This window comes from Agrobacterium salinitolerans (genome assembly GCF_027498475.1).
GTDB classification, from domain to species: Bacteria; Pseudomonadota; Alphaproteobacteria; order Rhizobiales; family Rhizobiaceae; genus Agrobacterium; species Agrobacterium salinitolerans.
In genome coordinates, this window is record NZ_JAPZLN010000004.1 from 353773 (window position 1) to 369876 (window position 16104).

Annotated in this window: 12 protein-coding genes and 1 pseudogene; 9 read left to right on the top strand and 4 right to left on the bottom strand. The window is 57.9% G+C overall.

The genetic code is table 11. The features are described from left to right. Positions 1-50: 50 nt before the first annotated feature. Positions 51-635 (bottom strand): TetR/AcrR family transcriptional regulator, encoded by a 585-nt coding sequence (locus O9X91_RS16845; RefSeq protein WP_142913339.1) that lies wholly within the window; start codon positions 633-635, stop codon positions 51-53. Between the two features lie 98 nt (positions 636-733). Between O9X91_RS16845 and O9X91_RS16850 the strand changes: the two genes are divergently transcribed. From O9X91_RS16850 to O9X91_RS16860, 3 genes are all read left to right on the top strand, one after another. Next, complete coding sequence (locus O9X91_RS16850) at positions 734-1843, top strand: efflux RND transporter periplasmic adaptor subunit (protein WP_077984683.1); 1110 nt, start codon at positions 734-736, stop codon at positions 1841-1843. Then, positions 1843-4956 (top strand): efflux RND transporter permease subunit, encoded by a 3114-nt coding sequence (locus O9X91_RS16855; RefSeq protein ID WP_142913340.1) that lies wholly within the window; start codon positions 1843-1845, stop codon positions 4954-4956. The genes O9X91_RS16850 and O9X91_RS16855 overlap by 1 nt, the downstream gene beginning before the upstream one ends. 152 nt (positions 4957-5108) lie before the next feature. Next, positions 5109-5921, top strand: a complete 813-nt coding sequence (locus tag O9X91_RS16860; RefSeq protein WP_142913341.1) for an oxidoreductase — start codon at positions 5109-5111, stop codon at positions 5919-5921. A 261-nt stretch (positions 5922-6182) separates the two neighbouring features. Here the strand turns inward: O9X91_RS16860 and O9X91_RS16865 are convergent, their stop codons facing one another. Further along, positions 6183-7217: a LacI family DNA-binding transcriptional regulator gene (locus O9X91_RS16865; protein ID WP_142913342.1), complete on the bottom strand. Its 1035-nt coding sequence runs from the start codon at positions 7215-7217 to the stop codon at positions 6183-6185. A 162-nt stretch (positions 7218-7379) separates the two neighbouring features. On the opposite strand from O9X91_RS16865, the gene O9X91_RS16870 reads away from it, so the two are divergent. The 5 genes from O9X91_RS16870 to O9X91_RS16890 all read left to right on the top strand — a co-directional run bounded on the left by O9X91_RS16870 (position 7380) and on the right by O9X91_RS16890 (position 13046). Beyond that, entirely contained in the window at positions 7380-8951 is a 1572-nt protein-coding gene (locus O9X91_RS16870) for a sugar ABC transporter ATP-binding protein (protein ID WP_142913343.1), read from the top strand. Then, complete coding sequence (locus tag O9X91_RS16875) at positions 8951-9961, top strand: ABC transporter permease (RefSeq protein WP_142913344.1); 1011 nt, start codon at positions 8951-8953, stop codon at positions 9959-9961. The genes O9X91_RS16870 and O9X91_RS16875 overlap by 1 nt, the downstream gene beginning before the upstream one ends. A gap of 195 nt (positions 9962-10156) precedes the next feature. After that, positions 10157-10975 carry a sugar ABC transporter substrate-binding protein gene (locus O9X91_RS16880; RefSeq protein WP_245289637.1) on the top strand — a complete coding sequence of 273 codons (819 nt, stop codon included), beginning with the start codon at positions 10157-10159 and terminating at the stop codon, positions 10973-10975. Between the two features lie 110 nt (positions 10976-11085). Beyond that, entirely contained in the window at positions 11086-12090 is a 1005-nt protein-coding gene (locus tag O9X91_RS16885; protein ID WP_142913346.1) for a Gfo/Idh/MocA family protein, read from the top strand. Continuing rightward, on the top strand, positions 12087-13046 hold the full coding sequence (locus O9X91_RS16890; protein ID WP_142913347.1) for a sugar phosphate isomerase/epimerase family protein: 960 nt from the start codon (positions 12087-12089) through the stop codon (positions 13044-13046). Before O9X91_RS16885 ends, O9X91_RS16890 begins: the two co-directional genes overlap by 4 nt. Positions 13047-13550: 504 nt before the next feature. Here O9X91_RS16890 and O9X91_RS16895 read toward each other — a convergent pair. Together O9X91_RS16895 and nikR are read right to left on the bottom strand one after the other, a co-directional pair. Continuing rightward, positions 13551-13853 (bottom strand): annotated as a pseudogene (locus O9X91_RS16895) (integrase core domain-containing protein); the annotation flags it as partial. Between the two features lie 87 nt (positions 13854-13940). Further along, positions 13941-14348 carry a nickel-responsive transcriptional regulator NikR gene (gene nikR, locus O9X91_RS16900; protein WP_142913348.1) on the bottom strand — a complete coding sequence of 136 codons (408 nt, stop codon included), beginning with the start codon at positions 14346-14348 and terminating at the stop codon, positions 13941-13943. A gap of 174 nt (positions 14349-14522) precedes the next feature. Here nikR and nikA point away from each other — a divergent pair, with 174 nt between their 5' ends. Beyond that, the gene (gene nikA, locus O9X91_RS16905; RefSeq protein WP_142913349.1) at positions 14523-16100 is read left to right on the top strand and encodes a nickel ABC transporter substrate-binding protein; all 1578 of its coding nucleotides are present in this window, start codon (positions 14523-14525) and stop codon (positions 16098-16100) included. The last annotated feature ends 4 nt before the right edge of the window (positions 16101-16104 follow it).

Here is a 16104-nt window from a genome sequence, read left to right on the forward strand (position 1 = left end):
TACGGCCGAGCTGTGACAGCTATCGGCGACGAATATCCAAAAACCATCCGTTAGCCGCCATCGCGGCCAGCAATGCGCCGGACCTCGCTCGCTGCCGCATCGAGTACACTCGTCGAAAGCGCTTCATCCCCAATGATCCTGGACAGCGTCACCGCACCGACCATCATGGACAATATTGCCATGGCCTTTTCGCTTCGAGCTTTATCGCCACCCTCTCCGATAAGCTCTTCAAGCACCTCGAAGTGTGCTCGGATACCGTCTTCAAACGGGCGCCGAACTTCGGCGGTTTGACGCGCAGCGTCGGAGCCGAGAGCAACGAGCGGGCATCCTTCTGCCTTCTCGCCACTATGGTCTTTGGAAAGGTAGAAGGTGATGATCGATTCCAGCGGATCCGACGTGTCTGCTGCGGCATCAGACCACCTTCTCGTGGCGCTCTCGAGAGCACGCCGTGATGCAAGCGCCGCAAGATCGTCCTTGGATGCGAACTGCTTGTAGAATCCACCCTGGGTGAGCCCCGCACCCTTCATCAGGTCTTTCAGGCCAATCCCGTCGAAACCATGCTCTCGAAACAAGCGGCTGGCGACGTTGATCACCCGTTCCCGGTTTTCCTCTGCCTGTAAACGGCTCACTCGCATGTGGACCTCCAATTAGATTTCATTTGACATCTATATGTCTTTTAGAGTTAGAGTGCAATCTAATATTTTCAGGATGGCCGTCAAGAAGGGGCGATGAAATGAAACGGAAACTTGTTGTCACTGCAGCAGCAGTGCTGGCGCTGGCCGCAGGCGGAGCCGCAGCGCTGCTGCTTCCGACGCAGGCACCCGAGGCAAAGGCTGCCGATCCCCGGACTTTGGCGCCACTGGTCAACCTCGCGACGGCCAGGCTTCCTGGCAATTCGAGCAGCAGCTTTACCGGAACCGTTGGTGCCCGGGTCCAGAGTAATCTCGGCTTTCGCGTTCCCGGAAAGATCGTTGAACGTTTTGTCGACGTCGGGGAGCAGGTAAGCGCTGGACAGCCATTGATGAGGCTTGACGAGACCGATCTTCGTCTTGCTCTGACCGCCAAGCGAAACGCTGTCATCGCAGCACAGGCGACATTTGTCCAAGCGAAAGCCGATGAGAAACGCTTTGCCGTGCTGGTGAAGACCTCTGCTGCCTCGACGCAGCAATATGAACGATCGAAGGCCCTGCTGGATACGGCGACGGCACAGTTGGCCGCCGCTCAGGCTGACGCCGATGTCGCGGAGAACGAAGCAAAATATGCGGTTCTCGTTGCCGATGCAGATGGAACCATTGTCGAGACGCTCGGTGAGCCGGGCCAGGTGGTAACCGCCGGGCAGCCGGTTGTCCGGCTCGCGAAGTCTGGTCCGCGCGAAGCCATTGTCTGGTTACCCGAAACCATGCGTCCTGACATTGGAGTTCAGGCTTCCGCATCGGTTTATGGCAGAAACAATGCCGAAAAGGCCAAGCTGCGCCAGATCTCCGATTCTGCCGATCAGCAGACCCGCACCTATGAAACGCGCTGGGTGCTTGAAGGGGCCGCGTCCAATGCTCCACTGGGGGCGACCGTCACCATCGAAATCGAGAACAGGGATGCGCAAAACCACGCCGAACTGCCGATAGGCGCCCTGTTGGATGACGGGACGCGCACTGGTGTCTGGGTGATCGATCAGCAATCGTCCGTCGTGAAGTTTCGTGATGTGAAAGTAGAGCGGGTAAGCGAAGAGAAAGTGGTCGTCACTAACGTCAAGCCGGGAGAGGAGGTCGTTGCGCTTGGCGCACATCTTCTGAAGGATGGAGCGCAAGTTCGCACCAGCGTTGGGACAAAAGAGGTGACAAACTGATGAACCTCAATCTGTCCGCCCTTGCGGTTCGCGAACGCGCCGTCACGCTGTTCTTCATCGTCCTTCTGTCGCTTGCCGGCGTCTATGCCTTCGTCAAGCTGGGACGCGCTGAAGACCCTTCCTTCACCATCAAGACGTTGACGGTCACGACTGTCTGGCCGGGCGCAACCGCACGCGAGATGCAGGATCTGGTTGCCGAGCCGCTAGAGAAGCGCATTCAGGAATTGGCATGGTACGACCGGGTCGAGACAACGACGCGTCCCGGCTTTGCCTATCTTACCGTTACGCTCAAGGACAATACGCCGCCAAGCGCCGTCGCCGAAGAATTTTATCAGGCGCGCAAGAAGCTCGGCGATGAAGCCAGAAACCTGCCGCAGGGTGTGCTGGGACCGTTCGTGAACGACGAATACTCCGACGTCAGCTTCGGCCTTTACGCTCTCAAGGCGCAGGGCATGCCGATGCGCGATCTCGTCCGGGAAGCGGAAAAGATCAGGCAGGACATGCTTCATGTTCCCGGCGTGAAGAAGATCAACATTCTCGGCGAACAGCCCGAGCAGATATTCGTAGAGTTCTCCTATGAGAAACTCGCCACGCTCGGCATATCTCCTCAAGACATTGCCGCAGCTCTTCAACGGCGCAATACCGTTACGCCCGCTGGCTCAATAGATACGCAGGGTCCGCAGGTCTTCATTCGCCTCGACGGTGCCTATGACAGTGTTCAGTCTATCGCTGATACGCCCATCGTCGCTTCCGGCCGCGCGTTGAAGCTTTCCGACATTGCTGAGGTACGCCGGGGTTATCAGGAGCCGGCAGGCTATGTCATCCGTCATGACGGCGAGCCGGCCATCATGCTCGGCGTGGTCATGCAGCAGGGCTGGAATGGTCTGGAGCTTGGCAAGGCTCTTGAAGAGCGCTCGAGCCAGATCGCACAATCATTGCCCCTTGGCATAACGCTGACGAAGGTCAGCGATCAGGCCGTCAACATTGACGCGGCGGTGGGTGAATTCATGGTGAAGTTCGCCATGGCCCTCGGCGTCGTGCTCTTCGTCAGCCTCATTGCGCTGGGCTGGCGGGTGGGCATTGTCGTGGCGCTTGCCGTGCCTCTGACGCTGGCTGTCGTCTTCATCATCATGCTCGAGACGGGGCGCTTCTTCGACCGCATCACGCTCGGTGCATTGATCCTGGCACTTGGCCTGCTGGTCGACGACGCCATCATCGCCATCGAGGTGATGGTCGTGAAGATGGAAGAGGGTATGGATCGCATCAAGGCGGCTGCCTATGCCTGGAGCCACACTGCGGCACCGATGCTGTCGGGAACGCTTGTGACCATTATCGGCCTGATGCCGGTCGGTTTCGCCGCCTCTGCAGCGGGTGAATATGCGGGCAATATCTTCTGGATCGTCGGTTTCGCACTGATTGTTTCCTGGTTCGTGGCGGTGATCTTTACGCCCTATCTCGGCGTAAAGCTGTTGCCCGATATCAAGCCGGTGGCAGGCGGCCATCATGCGATTTACGATACGCCGAACTACAGACGCCTGCGCGGTGCGATTGAATTCACCGTCAAGCACAAGTTCCTGACCTGCGCCATTGTTGGCGTTGTCATGGCGCTTTCGGTTGTCGGGATGGGTGCGGTGAAGCAGCAGTTCTTCCCCACATCGGACCGTCCTGAGGTTCTTGTCGAAGTCCGCATGCCAGAAGGCACGAGCATCGAAACGACAACCGCCACGGTCAAGAAACTCGAGGCGTGGTTGAAGCAGCAACCCGAAGCGAAGATCGCCACCAGCTACATCGGCCAGGGCGCCCCCCGCTTCTTCTTCGCCATGTCGCCCGAACTGCCCGATCCTGCCTTTGCGAAGATCGTTGTGCTGACATCCGACGCACATGAGCGTGAGGTGCTGAAACTGCGTCTTCGGGAAGCCGTTGCGCAAGGGCTGGCGCCCGAGGCATTCGTCCGCGTGACGCAACTCGTCTTTGGTCCCTACACGCCATTCCCCGTCGAGTTTCGGATCAAAGGACCGGATGCCGAAGAGCTGTACAAAATCTCCGAGCAGGCACTTGCTCTCATGAGCTCGGTACCTGATGTCAGAAATGCCAACCGTGACTGGGGTAATCGAACACCCGTTGTCCGGTTCGTTCCCGATCAGGATCGCCTGAACCTCATCGGCATGTCGTCCGCCGAGGCTGCCCAGCAGATACAGCTCCTGCTGAGCGGTGTTCCCGTCACGCAAGTCCGTGAGAACATCCGAAACGTTCCTGTCGTGGCGAGAAGTGCCGGCGAAATCCGCCTCGATCCTGCCAGACTCGGGGACTTCTCGCTCGTGACGAGAGACGGCCGTGCCATCCCCCTCGATCAGATCGGCCACACGGAGGTGCGCTTCGAAGAGCCGATCCTCAAGCGCCGTGACAGAACGCCTGTGGTGACGGTCCGATCCGACATTAACGAGGCGACGCAACCGCCGGAGGTTTCGCAACAGGTGATGACCGCTCTTCAGCCACTCGTTGCATCTTTGCCTGCTGGCTACACAATCGAGATGGGCGGCAATATCGAGGAATCACTCAAGGCGAATACTGCCCTGGTGAAGGTGTTCCCACTGATGATCGCAGCGACCCTGATCGTCATCATCCTTCAGGTGCGCAGCCTGTCGACGATGACGATGGTGATGCTGACAGCACCGCTCGGTCTTGCAGGCGTCGTGCCGACCCTGATCCTGTTCAACCAGCCTTTCGGGTTTAACGCGATCCTGGGTCTTATCGGCCTGGCGGGCATCCTCATGCGCAACACGTTGATCCTGACCGAGCAGATCAAGGAAAACAAGGCCGCGGGCCTGGACGACTATCATGCCGTTATCGAAGCCACGGTGCAGCGAACGAGGCCCGTCATCCTGACGGCGCTTGCCGCGGTCCTAGCCTTCATTCCCCTGACGCATTCGGTTTTCTGGGGTTCGATGGCCTACACGCTTATCGGCGGAACGGCGGTGGGTACGCTCATCATCCTGCTCTTCCTGCCGGCGCTCTATGCTGCATGGTTCCGCATCAAGCCACCCAAGGCAGACATGGGTTCGACGGAGCACGGAAACTCGGAAACAGCGCAGCATTCGCTTGCTGCGGAATAGCCAACCCGTCCCTCCGCAGCAGATGATGCCGCGGAGGGATCATACTGCCTGGCGAGAAGTGCGTTTTATTTCGCTTGCAATCTAATTGAAATATAGATTACAAACGAAATCTATATTGATTTCTAGTCCAACGCCAGTTTTGGAGAGCGTAGATGTCGACAGACAAGATTGTTGTGGTGACCGGAGCATCCTCCGGCATAGGGCAGGCGACCGTGAGGTTGCTGTCACAGAATGGGTTCAAGGTGTTTGCAGGATCGCGCAATCCGGACAAAAGTGGACCGGTTCCCGGTGTCGAGTACGGACGTCTCGATGTGGACAATGACGAGTCGGTGAGGCAATTCGTCGATTGGGTTCTGTCCCGTTCAAGCCGGATTGATGTCGTGGTGAACAATGCAGGCGTCTCTCTCGTCGGGCCGGTCGAAAGCACGTCGGACGATGAGGCGAAGGCCCTTTTTGAAACCAATCTCTTTGGCCCACTGCGCATGATACGAGCGGTATTGCCTGCGATGCGACAGCAGAATTCCGGTCTGATCGTCAATGTCAGTTCGGTTCTCGGCTTTCTCCCCGCACCTTATATGGGCCTTTATGCCAGCAGCAAGCATGCGTTGGAGGGACTGTCTGAAACGCTTGACCACGAAGTTCGGCAATTCAACATTCGCTCCGTCCTGGTCGAGCCGACGTTCACGAGGACAAGTCTCGATGTCAATGCGAAGCAGACGGAGACGCGTATCGACGACTACGCCACTCAATTAGCCAAATCCAATGAGGCCGTTTTTTCCGCCATCAGGACGGCAAGCAGTCCTCAGACTGTCGCCGCCGAAATCATGGCAGCAATCACAGGTCCTCACAAAATGCGCAGACCGGTTGGAAAACAGGCTACGCTTCTGAGCCGCCTGAAACGGTTTATTCCAGCCAAGGCATTGGATGGCGGTATCAGGAAAACGTTTGGGCTCTCCCGGCTGTAGGCATTCGCGGAGCTTGCGCACCACAAGCAGAAAGTAGGGCGTCGGCATTCGGAGACTTCACGGCTTGTCTCGGACACATTTGCTTACCTTCAGCTCCGAGGGCGGAGAGTCGATGACTGTGCGCCTGAAGGGCAAGACACCGATCGGCCCGAAGGGCCCGGTTTACCGCTTGGTGGTCACGCGCCTGCATAAGAGTGTCCGACGCAACCCGCGGATTGCGTCGCGGACGGATCACCGCCGGCGCCAGCAATCAATGTTGCACTAGATGTTTGTCGCTGAATAAAACTCAAAGGGGAGAATGTGCTGAGAAAGAGTAGTTGGTCTATCAGCGTCAAGCGCTTCTGCCATGGCTCGGACCAGAGTCTCCGCCAGTAGCCTTGCAGGATGGGATAGGACCACCTTGATCAACCCCTCCGCAAGACCTGCCCTCGTTTCATTCGTCAGCTCGTGAGCAATGACGACAGGCCGTTGTGCCACAGGCCCGCCATTCTCGCGAAGGGCTTGCATTACGCCGGTGATGCCGCCGCCGGCGACGTAAAGTCCGACCAAATCCTGTTCGGTTTGGAGAAGACGGCAAGTGGCTTCATATGCGATCTCGGGTTCCTCAAGAGTGGCGACCGTTTCCAGCATTTGAAAGCCGGGCGCGCTTTCTCGAAAATACGACCGGAATCCCATTTCGTTGAGCTCCTGGGCCAGATACCGATGGCTGCCAACGAAGACAGCGACCTTGCCGCCGTTGGCATTGAGTCCCGCTATGAACCAAGCGGCGGTCCGCCCCTTCTTGACGCAGTCGTTGCCGACATAGGCCGCGCGTGCGGCAGTTGAGAGGTCAGAGATCATCGTCACGACGGGAATGCCTTCGGCGGCAAGACCGTCTACGGCGTGGTTCACCTGCGGATGATCTGACGTAATTATCCCAATCACGTCCGCCTCCCGGCTGAGGGAGTAGATTGCCTCTGCAGCTTTGTCTGGTGCGAGATCGTTCATAAACCTCACGATCGGTCGCCCATGCGCATCCGGAAAAGCTTCTACGGCCGCCGTCAGCAGTTCGCCCCACATCTGGTAAAGCTTTCGATGCGACTGCTTGAGAAGGAAACCGAACTTGATAACTGGCTTGTCGTGTTCCAGCCGCCGCTCAATCGCCGTGACTCCGTGATAGCCTATCTCCCGGGCGGCATTGAGAACCCGTTCGGCGGTCTGTGCGCGGACTGGGTCGCGGCCATTCAAAACGCGATCGACCGTTGAAATACTCACGCGGGCAGCTTTGGCAAGATCTGGGATAGTCGGTCGGGACATCGAAGCCTCTCATAAAATGAAGTCAATTATGAGAGTATTTGAAAGTAAAATCCATCCCTAAGTTGACAATCAGGTCGGTTTTAGTGATTTGTTCCTCATGAAATACCGCCGTTAAGGCAAAGAGGACTTGGGAGAGTCCTTTCATTTGGAGGAAAATCTTTCATGTCCGCGACCTTGAAGGTGGCGCCGCTATCGGGCGGCGGCGGCGCTCGCGCGCCTATAAATGACGAAAACGACTTTGTCCTTGAGATGCGGTCAATCACCAAGGCTTTCCCCGGTGTGCTCGCGCTTGACGAGATGAACCTCCAGGTCCGTGCCGGTACCGTGCACGTGCTCGTTGGCGAGAACGGCGCGGGCAAGTCAACCCTTATGAAGATTCTGAGCGGTATGTACGCGATCGATGGCGGCGAGATCTATTTTCGGGGCGAAAAGCTCGATCATCAGAATGCTGCAGCGGCACTCGATCGCGGCATTTCCATGATTCATCAGGAGCTTAGCCCGGTGCTCGATATGACGATCGCCGAAAACATCTTTCTCGGTCGCGAACCTGTCCGCGCCGAAACCGGGCTTCTGTCCAAGTTCGTCGACTTCGACAGGATGAACAACGAAACAAAGGTCCTGCTCGCCCGCGTAGGCCTGCGTTACAGCCCCGACACGAAAATGCGCGAACTGTCGATCGCGACCATGCAGCTCGTCGAGATCGTCAAGGCAATCTCGCGCGAAGCCTCTCTTGTCATCATGGACGAGCCGACATCAGCAATCAGCGACACCGAAGTCGCGATGCTCTTCCGGCAGATCGCCGAGCTGAAAGCCGCTGGTGTCGCCATCATTTATATCACGCACAAGATGGATGAGATCTTCCAGATAGCCGACGACATTACCGTCATGCGCGACGGTCAATATATCGCTGCGGGACCGGCTAGTGAATACAATACAGGCACGCTTATCTCTAAGATGGTCGGGCGGACGATTTCCGAGGTCTTTCCCAAAGAAGAAGTGCCGATCGGTGAGGTCGTCCTGTCGGTCGAAAACCTGACCCGCCACGGCGTCTTCGAAAATGTGAGCTTCAATGTTCGTGCTGGCGAGATTGTAGGCTTATCGGGTCTCATAGGTGCCGGCCGAACCGAGGTCGCGCGCGTGATTTTTGGACTTGATGGCGCCGACGCCGGAGTGGTCCGACTGAACGGCGCTGCTTTGAAGCTTGGCTCGCCGAGGGACGCGATCGCCAGCGGCATTGCCATGGTGTCCGAGGATCGCAAGTCGGAGGGCCTGGTTCTGTGCCGGTCCGTGGGCGAAAATATCTCTTTGGCAAACCTCAGGAAGTTCACCTCGCGGCTGTTCATCAGCGAACGGCAGGAGGAAAGCGCTGCGCAGCACATGATCAAGATGCTGCAGATCAAAACGCCCAACACAGCGATGACTGTGGAGAACTTGAGCGGCGGCAACCAGCAAAAGATCGTTCTTGCGAAATGGCTGCTGGGCGATCTGAAGCTTCTCATTCTCGATGAGCCTACGCGCGGGATCGACGTGGGATCCAAATCGGAAATTCACAAGCTCATGACCGAATTCGCCCGCCAAGGGCTCGCGATCATCATGATCTCATCCGAGCTGCCCGAAATTCTCGGGATGAGCGACCGCGTGGTGGTGATGAGCGGAGGCCGGGTGACCGGTGAACTTACAAGGAGCGAGGCGACGCAGGAAAGCATCATGCGCCTCGCCACGGGAGGACATTGATGAGTATAGATCCAGTAGCAGGAGCAGAAAAGCGGGAGGGACGGGTGCTGCGGGGTCTACGGGAGATGAGCTTCTCCCAGATCTATCGCAAGTACGGCACCGTCCTGATCTTCGTCGGCATCTGCATCCTGGCCTCGATGTTGAGCCCGACGTTTTTGACGGAAGCAAATCTCACTAACGTCCTGAGACAGGTGGTCGTTGTCAGTCTTTTGGCCTGTGGCATCACCTTCGTCATCATCCTGGGGCATATCGACGTTTCCCTCGGTTCGGTTCTTGCTCTTTGCGGGGTAATCGCGGCAAGCGTGATGTCGATGACCGGCAGCATCGTACTTGCGGTGGCAGCCGGTCTTGTCGTGGGTGTCATAACTGGCACGATCAACGGCTTCGTAATCACGTTCTTCCGAATCCCCTCGTTCATTATGACGCTTGCCATGACGACGGTCGCACGCGGAACCGTTCTGCTCTATACGGGCGGATCGCCCGTAACTGGCCTCGGTGACTTCAAGGTCATAGGACAGGGTTCACTAGGCCCAGTCCCCATCTCCGTGCTCATTCTGGCGGTAGTGGTCGTCCTGTCGTGGCTTCTGCTCAACAAAACCAAGTTCGGTCGATACGTCTATGCCGTCGGCGGGAATCAGCGCGCCGCACTTGCCTCCGGAATCAACCCCGACAGCATCGTCATCAAGGCGTTCATTTTCAATGGCGTCCTCTGTGCCGTTGCCGGCATTGTTCTGATGTCGCGCATCAATTCCGGCCAGCCCGCAGGCGGCGTTGGCTACGAGTTTGACGCGATCACGGCCGTGGTTGTCGGTGGCACCAGTCTGATGGGGGGGACCGGAACCATCACCGGTACGATCATTGGCTCCATGATCATCGGCGTTATCAACAACATCCTCAATCTCATGAATGTCAGCTCCTACTGGCAGCAGATCATCAAGGGTCTGATCATTGCGATCGCGGTGATCCTTGATGTTTGGACGAAATCAGCCCGTGGCAAGAAGAAGGCATAAACCCGTTCCAGGGACCTTCGGTCCCGGAAATAACTCTGTGTCGGCGGGATTTCCGCCCCTGCACCAACACACACCCTTTGGGAGGAAACCATGAAAGTTATCGCAAAATTTGCTTTCGCCTGCGCAGTCTCTCTGGCCGCGCTTTCTGCAACCGCCGCAACAGCAGCCGACAAGTTCGTCGTCGGTTATGCCAACATGGCCGACACCGACGTGTTCGTCATGGCACGTAAGAATGCCTTCATCGAGGCTGCCAAATCTGACCCGGCAGTGACGGTCAATTTCTCTGACGCGAATAACGATGTCAGCAAGCAACTCGACCAGATCGATAACTTCATCGCGCAGAAGGTCAATGCCATCGTTGTCGTGCCGGTCGACTATCAGGGCATTGTGCCTGGAGTTGAAAAGGCCAATGAGGCGGGCATTCCCGTGATTGCTCTCGGGATCCAGTCTGCTGGCGGCAAATATACATTTGTGGGCTCAAAGAACATCGATGCCGGCCGCCTTCAGGGCGAATACATGAAGGCGAATCTGCCGAAAGATGCGAAGATTCTCTATCTCGAAGGCACGCCGGGTCTCTCCCACACGCAGGAGCGGAAGAAGGGGTTTGAGGATGCGCTCGGCCGATCGGATGTTACGACGCTCGCAAGTCTATCGGGCAACTATGATCGCGCCGAGGGCATGAAGGTCACGGAAGACTGGATCCAGAGCTTCCCGAACTTCGATGCCATCGTTGCTGCCAACGATCAGATGGCGCTTGGTGCTCTCGAAGCCCTGCAGGGAGCCAATCGCCTTAAGGGCGTACTGATCTCGGGCGTCGACGGCACGGCCGACGCGCTCAACGCCATCAAGGCCGGCACGATGTCCCAGACGATCTTCCAGGATGCAGCAGGGCAGGCCAAGGCTGCCTTTGAAGTTGTTGAAGGCCTGAAGAAGGGCGAACAGGCGCCGGCGGAAAAGCTGGTTCCGTTTGCCTCGATCACCAAGCAAAACGTCGATCAGTACGCAAAGAAATAACCCTCCCACGGGAAGCGTGTCGGGAAACGAGGCCCGGCACGCAACGACACAGGCCGGTGCTCTGCTGGCGCCGGCCATCCCTTTCATCAGTTACAGAAAGATCATAGGAAATGGGTACCAGGATCGCAATCATCGGGGCGGGACTGATGGGGGCAGACCATGCAAAGATCGTGGCGGAAGATCTGCCGGGCGCAACGCTCCAAGTCGTGTGCGACATGGACGCTGATCGGGCGAGAAAAGTCGCGGACCGCTACGGCGCTCGGGATGTGGACGTGAATCCGGATGGTATCGCGGCACGACCGGACGTCGATGCGATCATCATTGCGAGCCCGGACTTTACGCACGCGACCCTTTCGTTGTCCTGCATCAAGGCGGGCAAGCGGGTCCTTTGTGAAAAGCCCCTTTCGCAATCGTCGTCGGAGTGCCTCGATATTCTCAAGGCGGAGGAGCAGGCTGGTGAGCGCTTCATCATGCTTGGCTTCATGCGCCGCTTCGATCAGTCGTACGTCGAGATGAAGCGAGCCGTGCAGGATGGCGCGATCGGCCGAGCCCTCATGATGCACAACTTCCACCGCAACGTGGCGACCCCGGCTGCCGACTTTACCGGTGCGATGGCTATTACCAATTCGGCACCCCATGAATTCGACGTGGTGCGCCATGTCCTTGGCACCGAATACATTTCGATTTCTGCGTTCCAGCCAAAGCGCTCCGACACCCTCGTCGCGCCCGTTCATATGGTGCTTGAGACGGTGGACGGTCAGCTTGTCAACATCGAGATCAACAACAACGCAGCCTATGGCTACGATGTTCGTGCCGAACTGGTGGGCGAAAAGGCGACTATAGCGATGAACCCGGTGAACTACACGCGGGTCGACCGTAATCTGGGACAGAGCACGAGCTACGAGGCCGACTGGCGTGGCCGCTACCATGAGGCCTACCGGCGTCAGAACAGGGCATTCCTGCGCTTCGCGGAGAGCGGCTTGTTCCCAGAGACGGCGTCCAGCAGTTGGGACGGGTACTGCGCCGCCGTCGTTGCCGAGGCGGGAGTGCAAGCGCTGAACAAGGGACACAAGATGCCCGTGGAGATGATCATGAAGCCGGAGTTCTACGCATGAAGCTGGGTTTTGTTTCAGACAGTCTGGGTGGTCTGCCGTTCGACGAGATGCTCGACCATGCCCGCCGGCTCGGGGTTTCCGGAGTGGAAGTCAACACCTGCGGCTGGTCCACCGCTCCGCACTTTGACCTGCCGGGGATATTGAAGGACGGTAACGTGCGGAAGGGCTTCCTCGCGTCCTTCGCAGACCGTGGACTGGAGGTCATCAGCCTCAACGCCAACGGAAACCCGCTGCATCCGACTGACCCCGCGCAAGGGCAGGGCCTTGAGGATACGATCCGAGCGGCCGGCGAGCTCGGGGTTAGTACTGTCTGCTCCATGTCGGGCCTCCCCGCCGGAAACGCAACGGACACCATGCCGAACTGGGTGGTTTCCTCCTGGCCTCCCGAAACGCAGGCCATACTCCGGTATCAATGGGAGGAGAAACTTATCCCGTACTGGACGAGGATCGCTGCGCTGGCAAAGGAACACGGGGTCGAACGCATCGCGCTGGAACTTCATGGCAACCAATGCGTCTACAACGTTCCGTCCCTGCTCAGACTGCGGGAGGCGGTGGGCCCGGTCATCGGTGCAAACCTGGACCCCTCCCATCTTTTCTGGATGGGCGCCGATCCTCTTGTGGCGGCGGAAGCGCTCGGCGAGGCCGTCTATCACGTCCATGCCAAGGACACATTCCTGAACTCTCCGAAACAGGCCGTGGGCAGCCTCCTAGAGAACGGGAGCCTGATGGACATTCCCGCCAGGAGCTGGTCCTATATCACGCTCGGTTTCGGCCACGGAGAGGAATGGTGGCGGCAGTTCTGCTACAGGCTGAAGATGGCAGGCTACGACGGCTGGCTTTCCATCGAGCATGAAGACGTCCTTCTGAACAGCCTGGAAGGTCTGGAGAAGTCTGTGGCGCTGCTCCAAGCCGTCATGCCAGTCGCCAAGAGCGACTTCAAACCGCAGGCGATCTAGGAGCCGCCAAACGGACCCATGCTCAAGATCAATTCGCTGCCGGCGGCATGCTTCCGGCAGAAAGTCGTCTGCGCCGAGGCGGGCGCGGTTCAACACGTATCAGAGACGCGAACATGCAGAAAACGCTCGACGTCATCACCATCGGCCGTGCCGGAGTAGACCTTTACGGCGCTCAGGTCGGCGGCCCACATAATCCTTCATTTCAGTGATGATCCAGTTGCTCGCCCGTTAACAGCGAAAGGATAGACTTAGTATAGGGGAAATCCCGTGCGCGGGTAAACTTGCACCAAATCGGTAAATGTTATGGGACAACAAAGCGGCTGCTCTTCGCATGTGCGAACCGAAAGCGGACCGCCATCTTGCGGCCCTAAATCGCTCAGTTCATCACTTGAGGTGGATGTCCGAATTAGGGCACAATGGACCAAGTGGAAACGATTTCCGCAGATGTGCTTATTAACTAGCTGAATTTGCAAGTCTCCATAGAATCAGGCCCCCGCAACCAAATCCCAGTTTCTGTCCGGCCAGCACGGTCGATATGTTGATCTTCTTGCGATAGAGGCAGGCGCGTCCACAATTGGTGACGATGATGTCCCGATCATGGAAGGGGTAATCGATCTCCGGCAGGCCAATGTAGGGTCGCAAAGAGGCGGTGTAGAGATCGGCCGGCACTTTCATGCCGATAGCCTCATGCGGCCTTTCACCATTGAATTCGCTGACGAATGCTTCGAAGCGTGCCTGTTGCTGAAGAAGGTTACCTTCGGGCGGGCGAGTTGCCTGCTTCTTCAATGTCAGATGCATGCGCTCATGAGCATGCGCTGCAGTGCGCTGATCGGTGTTGGGATAATCGTCGGTGGCCTCGGCACTATCAGGCCCATCTGGCCTGCCGGTCAGGCTTCAGGACTTGTGTGCCGGGACAATATGCAGGCGACCATAACGCACGGAACGCTCGGCGATAACGTGATCGGCAAAATGCTGAACCTCGCCCATCGGCCCCTTGAGCACGCCGACTTCAAGACAGTTCTCGGCATCGAGATGCACATGCATGCTGGCAATGGTCAAGTCATGGTGGTCATGGAACGTGCTGGTCAGTCGGCGGGCCAGATCGCGGGCAGCGTGGTCGTAGACATAGGACAAGACGCCGACGCAGTTCTGGTTGGAGCCCTGTTCCTGCGCCGCCTGCTTCAGGCCAGCGCGTGCCAGGTCTCGCAAGGCTTCCGATCGGTTCTGATAACCTTTGGTCTCGATGGCACGGTCGAGTTCCGCCATGAGGTCTTCATCGATGGTGATCGTAATCCGGTGCATAGCCAAATCCTTCCTGACATCAGCCCACAAGGTCAGATGGTTCTGGCCTCCGCGTCGCCTATTGTCCAGTCGGAAGTACGGCAAACAGCGTATGTCGGGATTGACGGCACTGCAAGTATGATGTTCTTTGCAAATCAGCATACTTTCCATCGGATTTCCTGAGAGATCAGTTTCATGTTCAAGAACACATTGCGCGGCCTCGCATTCGCATTGTCGCTTGCCGCTTCGTTTTCCGCGTCCCACGCCCTTGCCGAGCAGAACCTCAATTTTTCATGGCCGATGAATGTCGGGCCGCTCAATCCGCATCTGTATTCGCCCAATCAGATGTTCGCGCAGAACATGGTCTATGAAACGCTGGTTCGCTATGAAGCCGACGGCACGATCAAGCCGTGGCTTGCGGAATCCTGGGAAAGCTCCGCCGATGGGCGCAGCTATACGTTCAAGCTGCGCGAAGATGTCAAATTCTCCAATGGCGAGACATTCGACGCTGCAGCGGCAAAGGCGAACTTCGATGCGGTGCTCGCCAACCGCTCGCGCCATGCATGGTTGGAGCTTGCCAACCAGATTGTCTCGACCGAGGTCGTCGATCCCTACAGGCTGAAGGTTACGCTGAAGGAGGCCTATTATCCGCTGCTGCAGGAACTGGCGCTTCCGCGCCCGTTCCGTTTCGTCGCGCCTTCGCAGTTCAAGGATGGCGGCACCAAGGACGGTATTGTGGCGCCGGTCGGCACGGGGCCTTGGAAGCTAACCGAAACCCTTCTCGGCGAACGCGACGTCTTCACGCGCAATGACGGCTATTGGGGACAGAAGCCGGCCTATGACAAGGTCACGGTTAAGGTAATCCCCGATCCGAACACCCGCGCCATTGCCTTCGAAACCGGCGAGATCGATCTGATCTACGGCACGGACGGCCCGATCTCACCTGATACCTATGAGCGATTCAACAAGATGGGCACCGTTACGGCAGCGCTGTCCGAGCCATTGGAAACACGCGTTCTCGCCATCAACACCAATCAAGGTGCCACCCGCGACCTGGCCGTCCGCAAGGCGATCAATCACGCGGTGGACAAGGACACGATGATCGCGACCATCCTCTATGGCACGCAGCGCCGGGCAGACACCCTGTTCGCCACCAATGTCCCCTATGCGAATATCGGCCTCAAGCCCTATGCCTATGATCCCACCGAGGCGAAGCGGCTACTCGACGAAGCAGGCTGGAAAAGCGAAGGCGGCGGTGTCCGCAGCAAAGATGGGCAGCCGCTGTCCATCGAACTCTGCTTCATCGGCACGGACGCTGTCAGCAAGTCGATTTCCGAGATCGTCCAGGCCGATCTTCGCAAGATCGGCATCGATGTGAAGCTGACCGGCGAAGAGGAGAGCGCGATCTATGCGCGCCAGCACGATGGCCGCTTCGGGCTGATCTTCAACCGCACCTGGGGCGCTCCTTACGATCCGCACGCCTTCGTAAGCTCGATGCGCGTTCCCTCCCATGCTGACTATCAGGCGCAGCTTGGCCTGCCGGACAAAGCCGAGATCGATGCCAAGATCGGCAAGGTGCTGATTTCCACCGACGAGACGGCACGGCAGGCGCTGTACCGGGATATCCTGACGCGGCTCCATGAAGAGGCGGTCTATCTGCCGCTGACCTATGTCACGGCCATCGCCGTTGCCAAGCCCGAAGTCGGTGCAATCCCCTTTGGCGCGATGTCGAGCGAGATACCCTTCGATCGCCTGGCGCCGAAGGCGAACTGAGTTC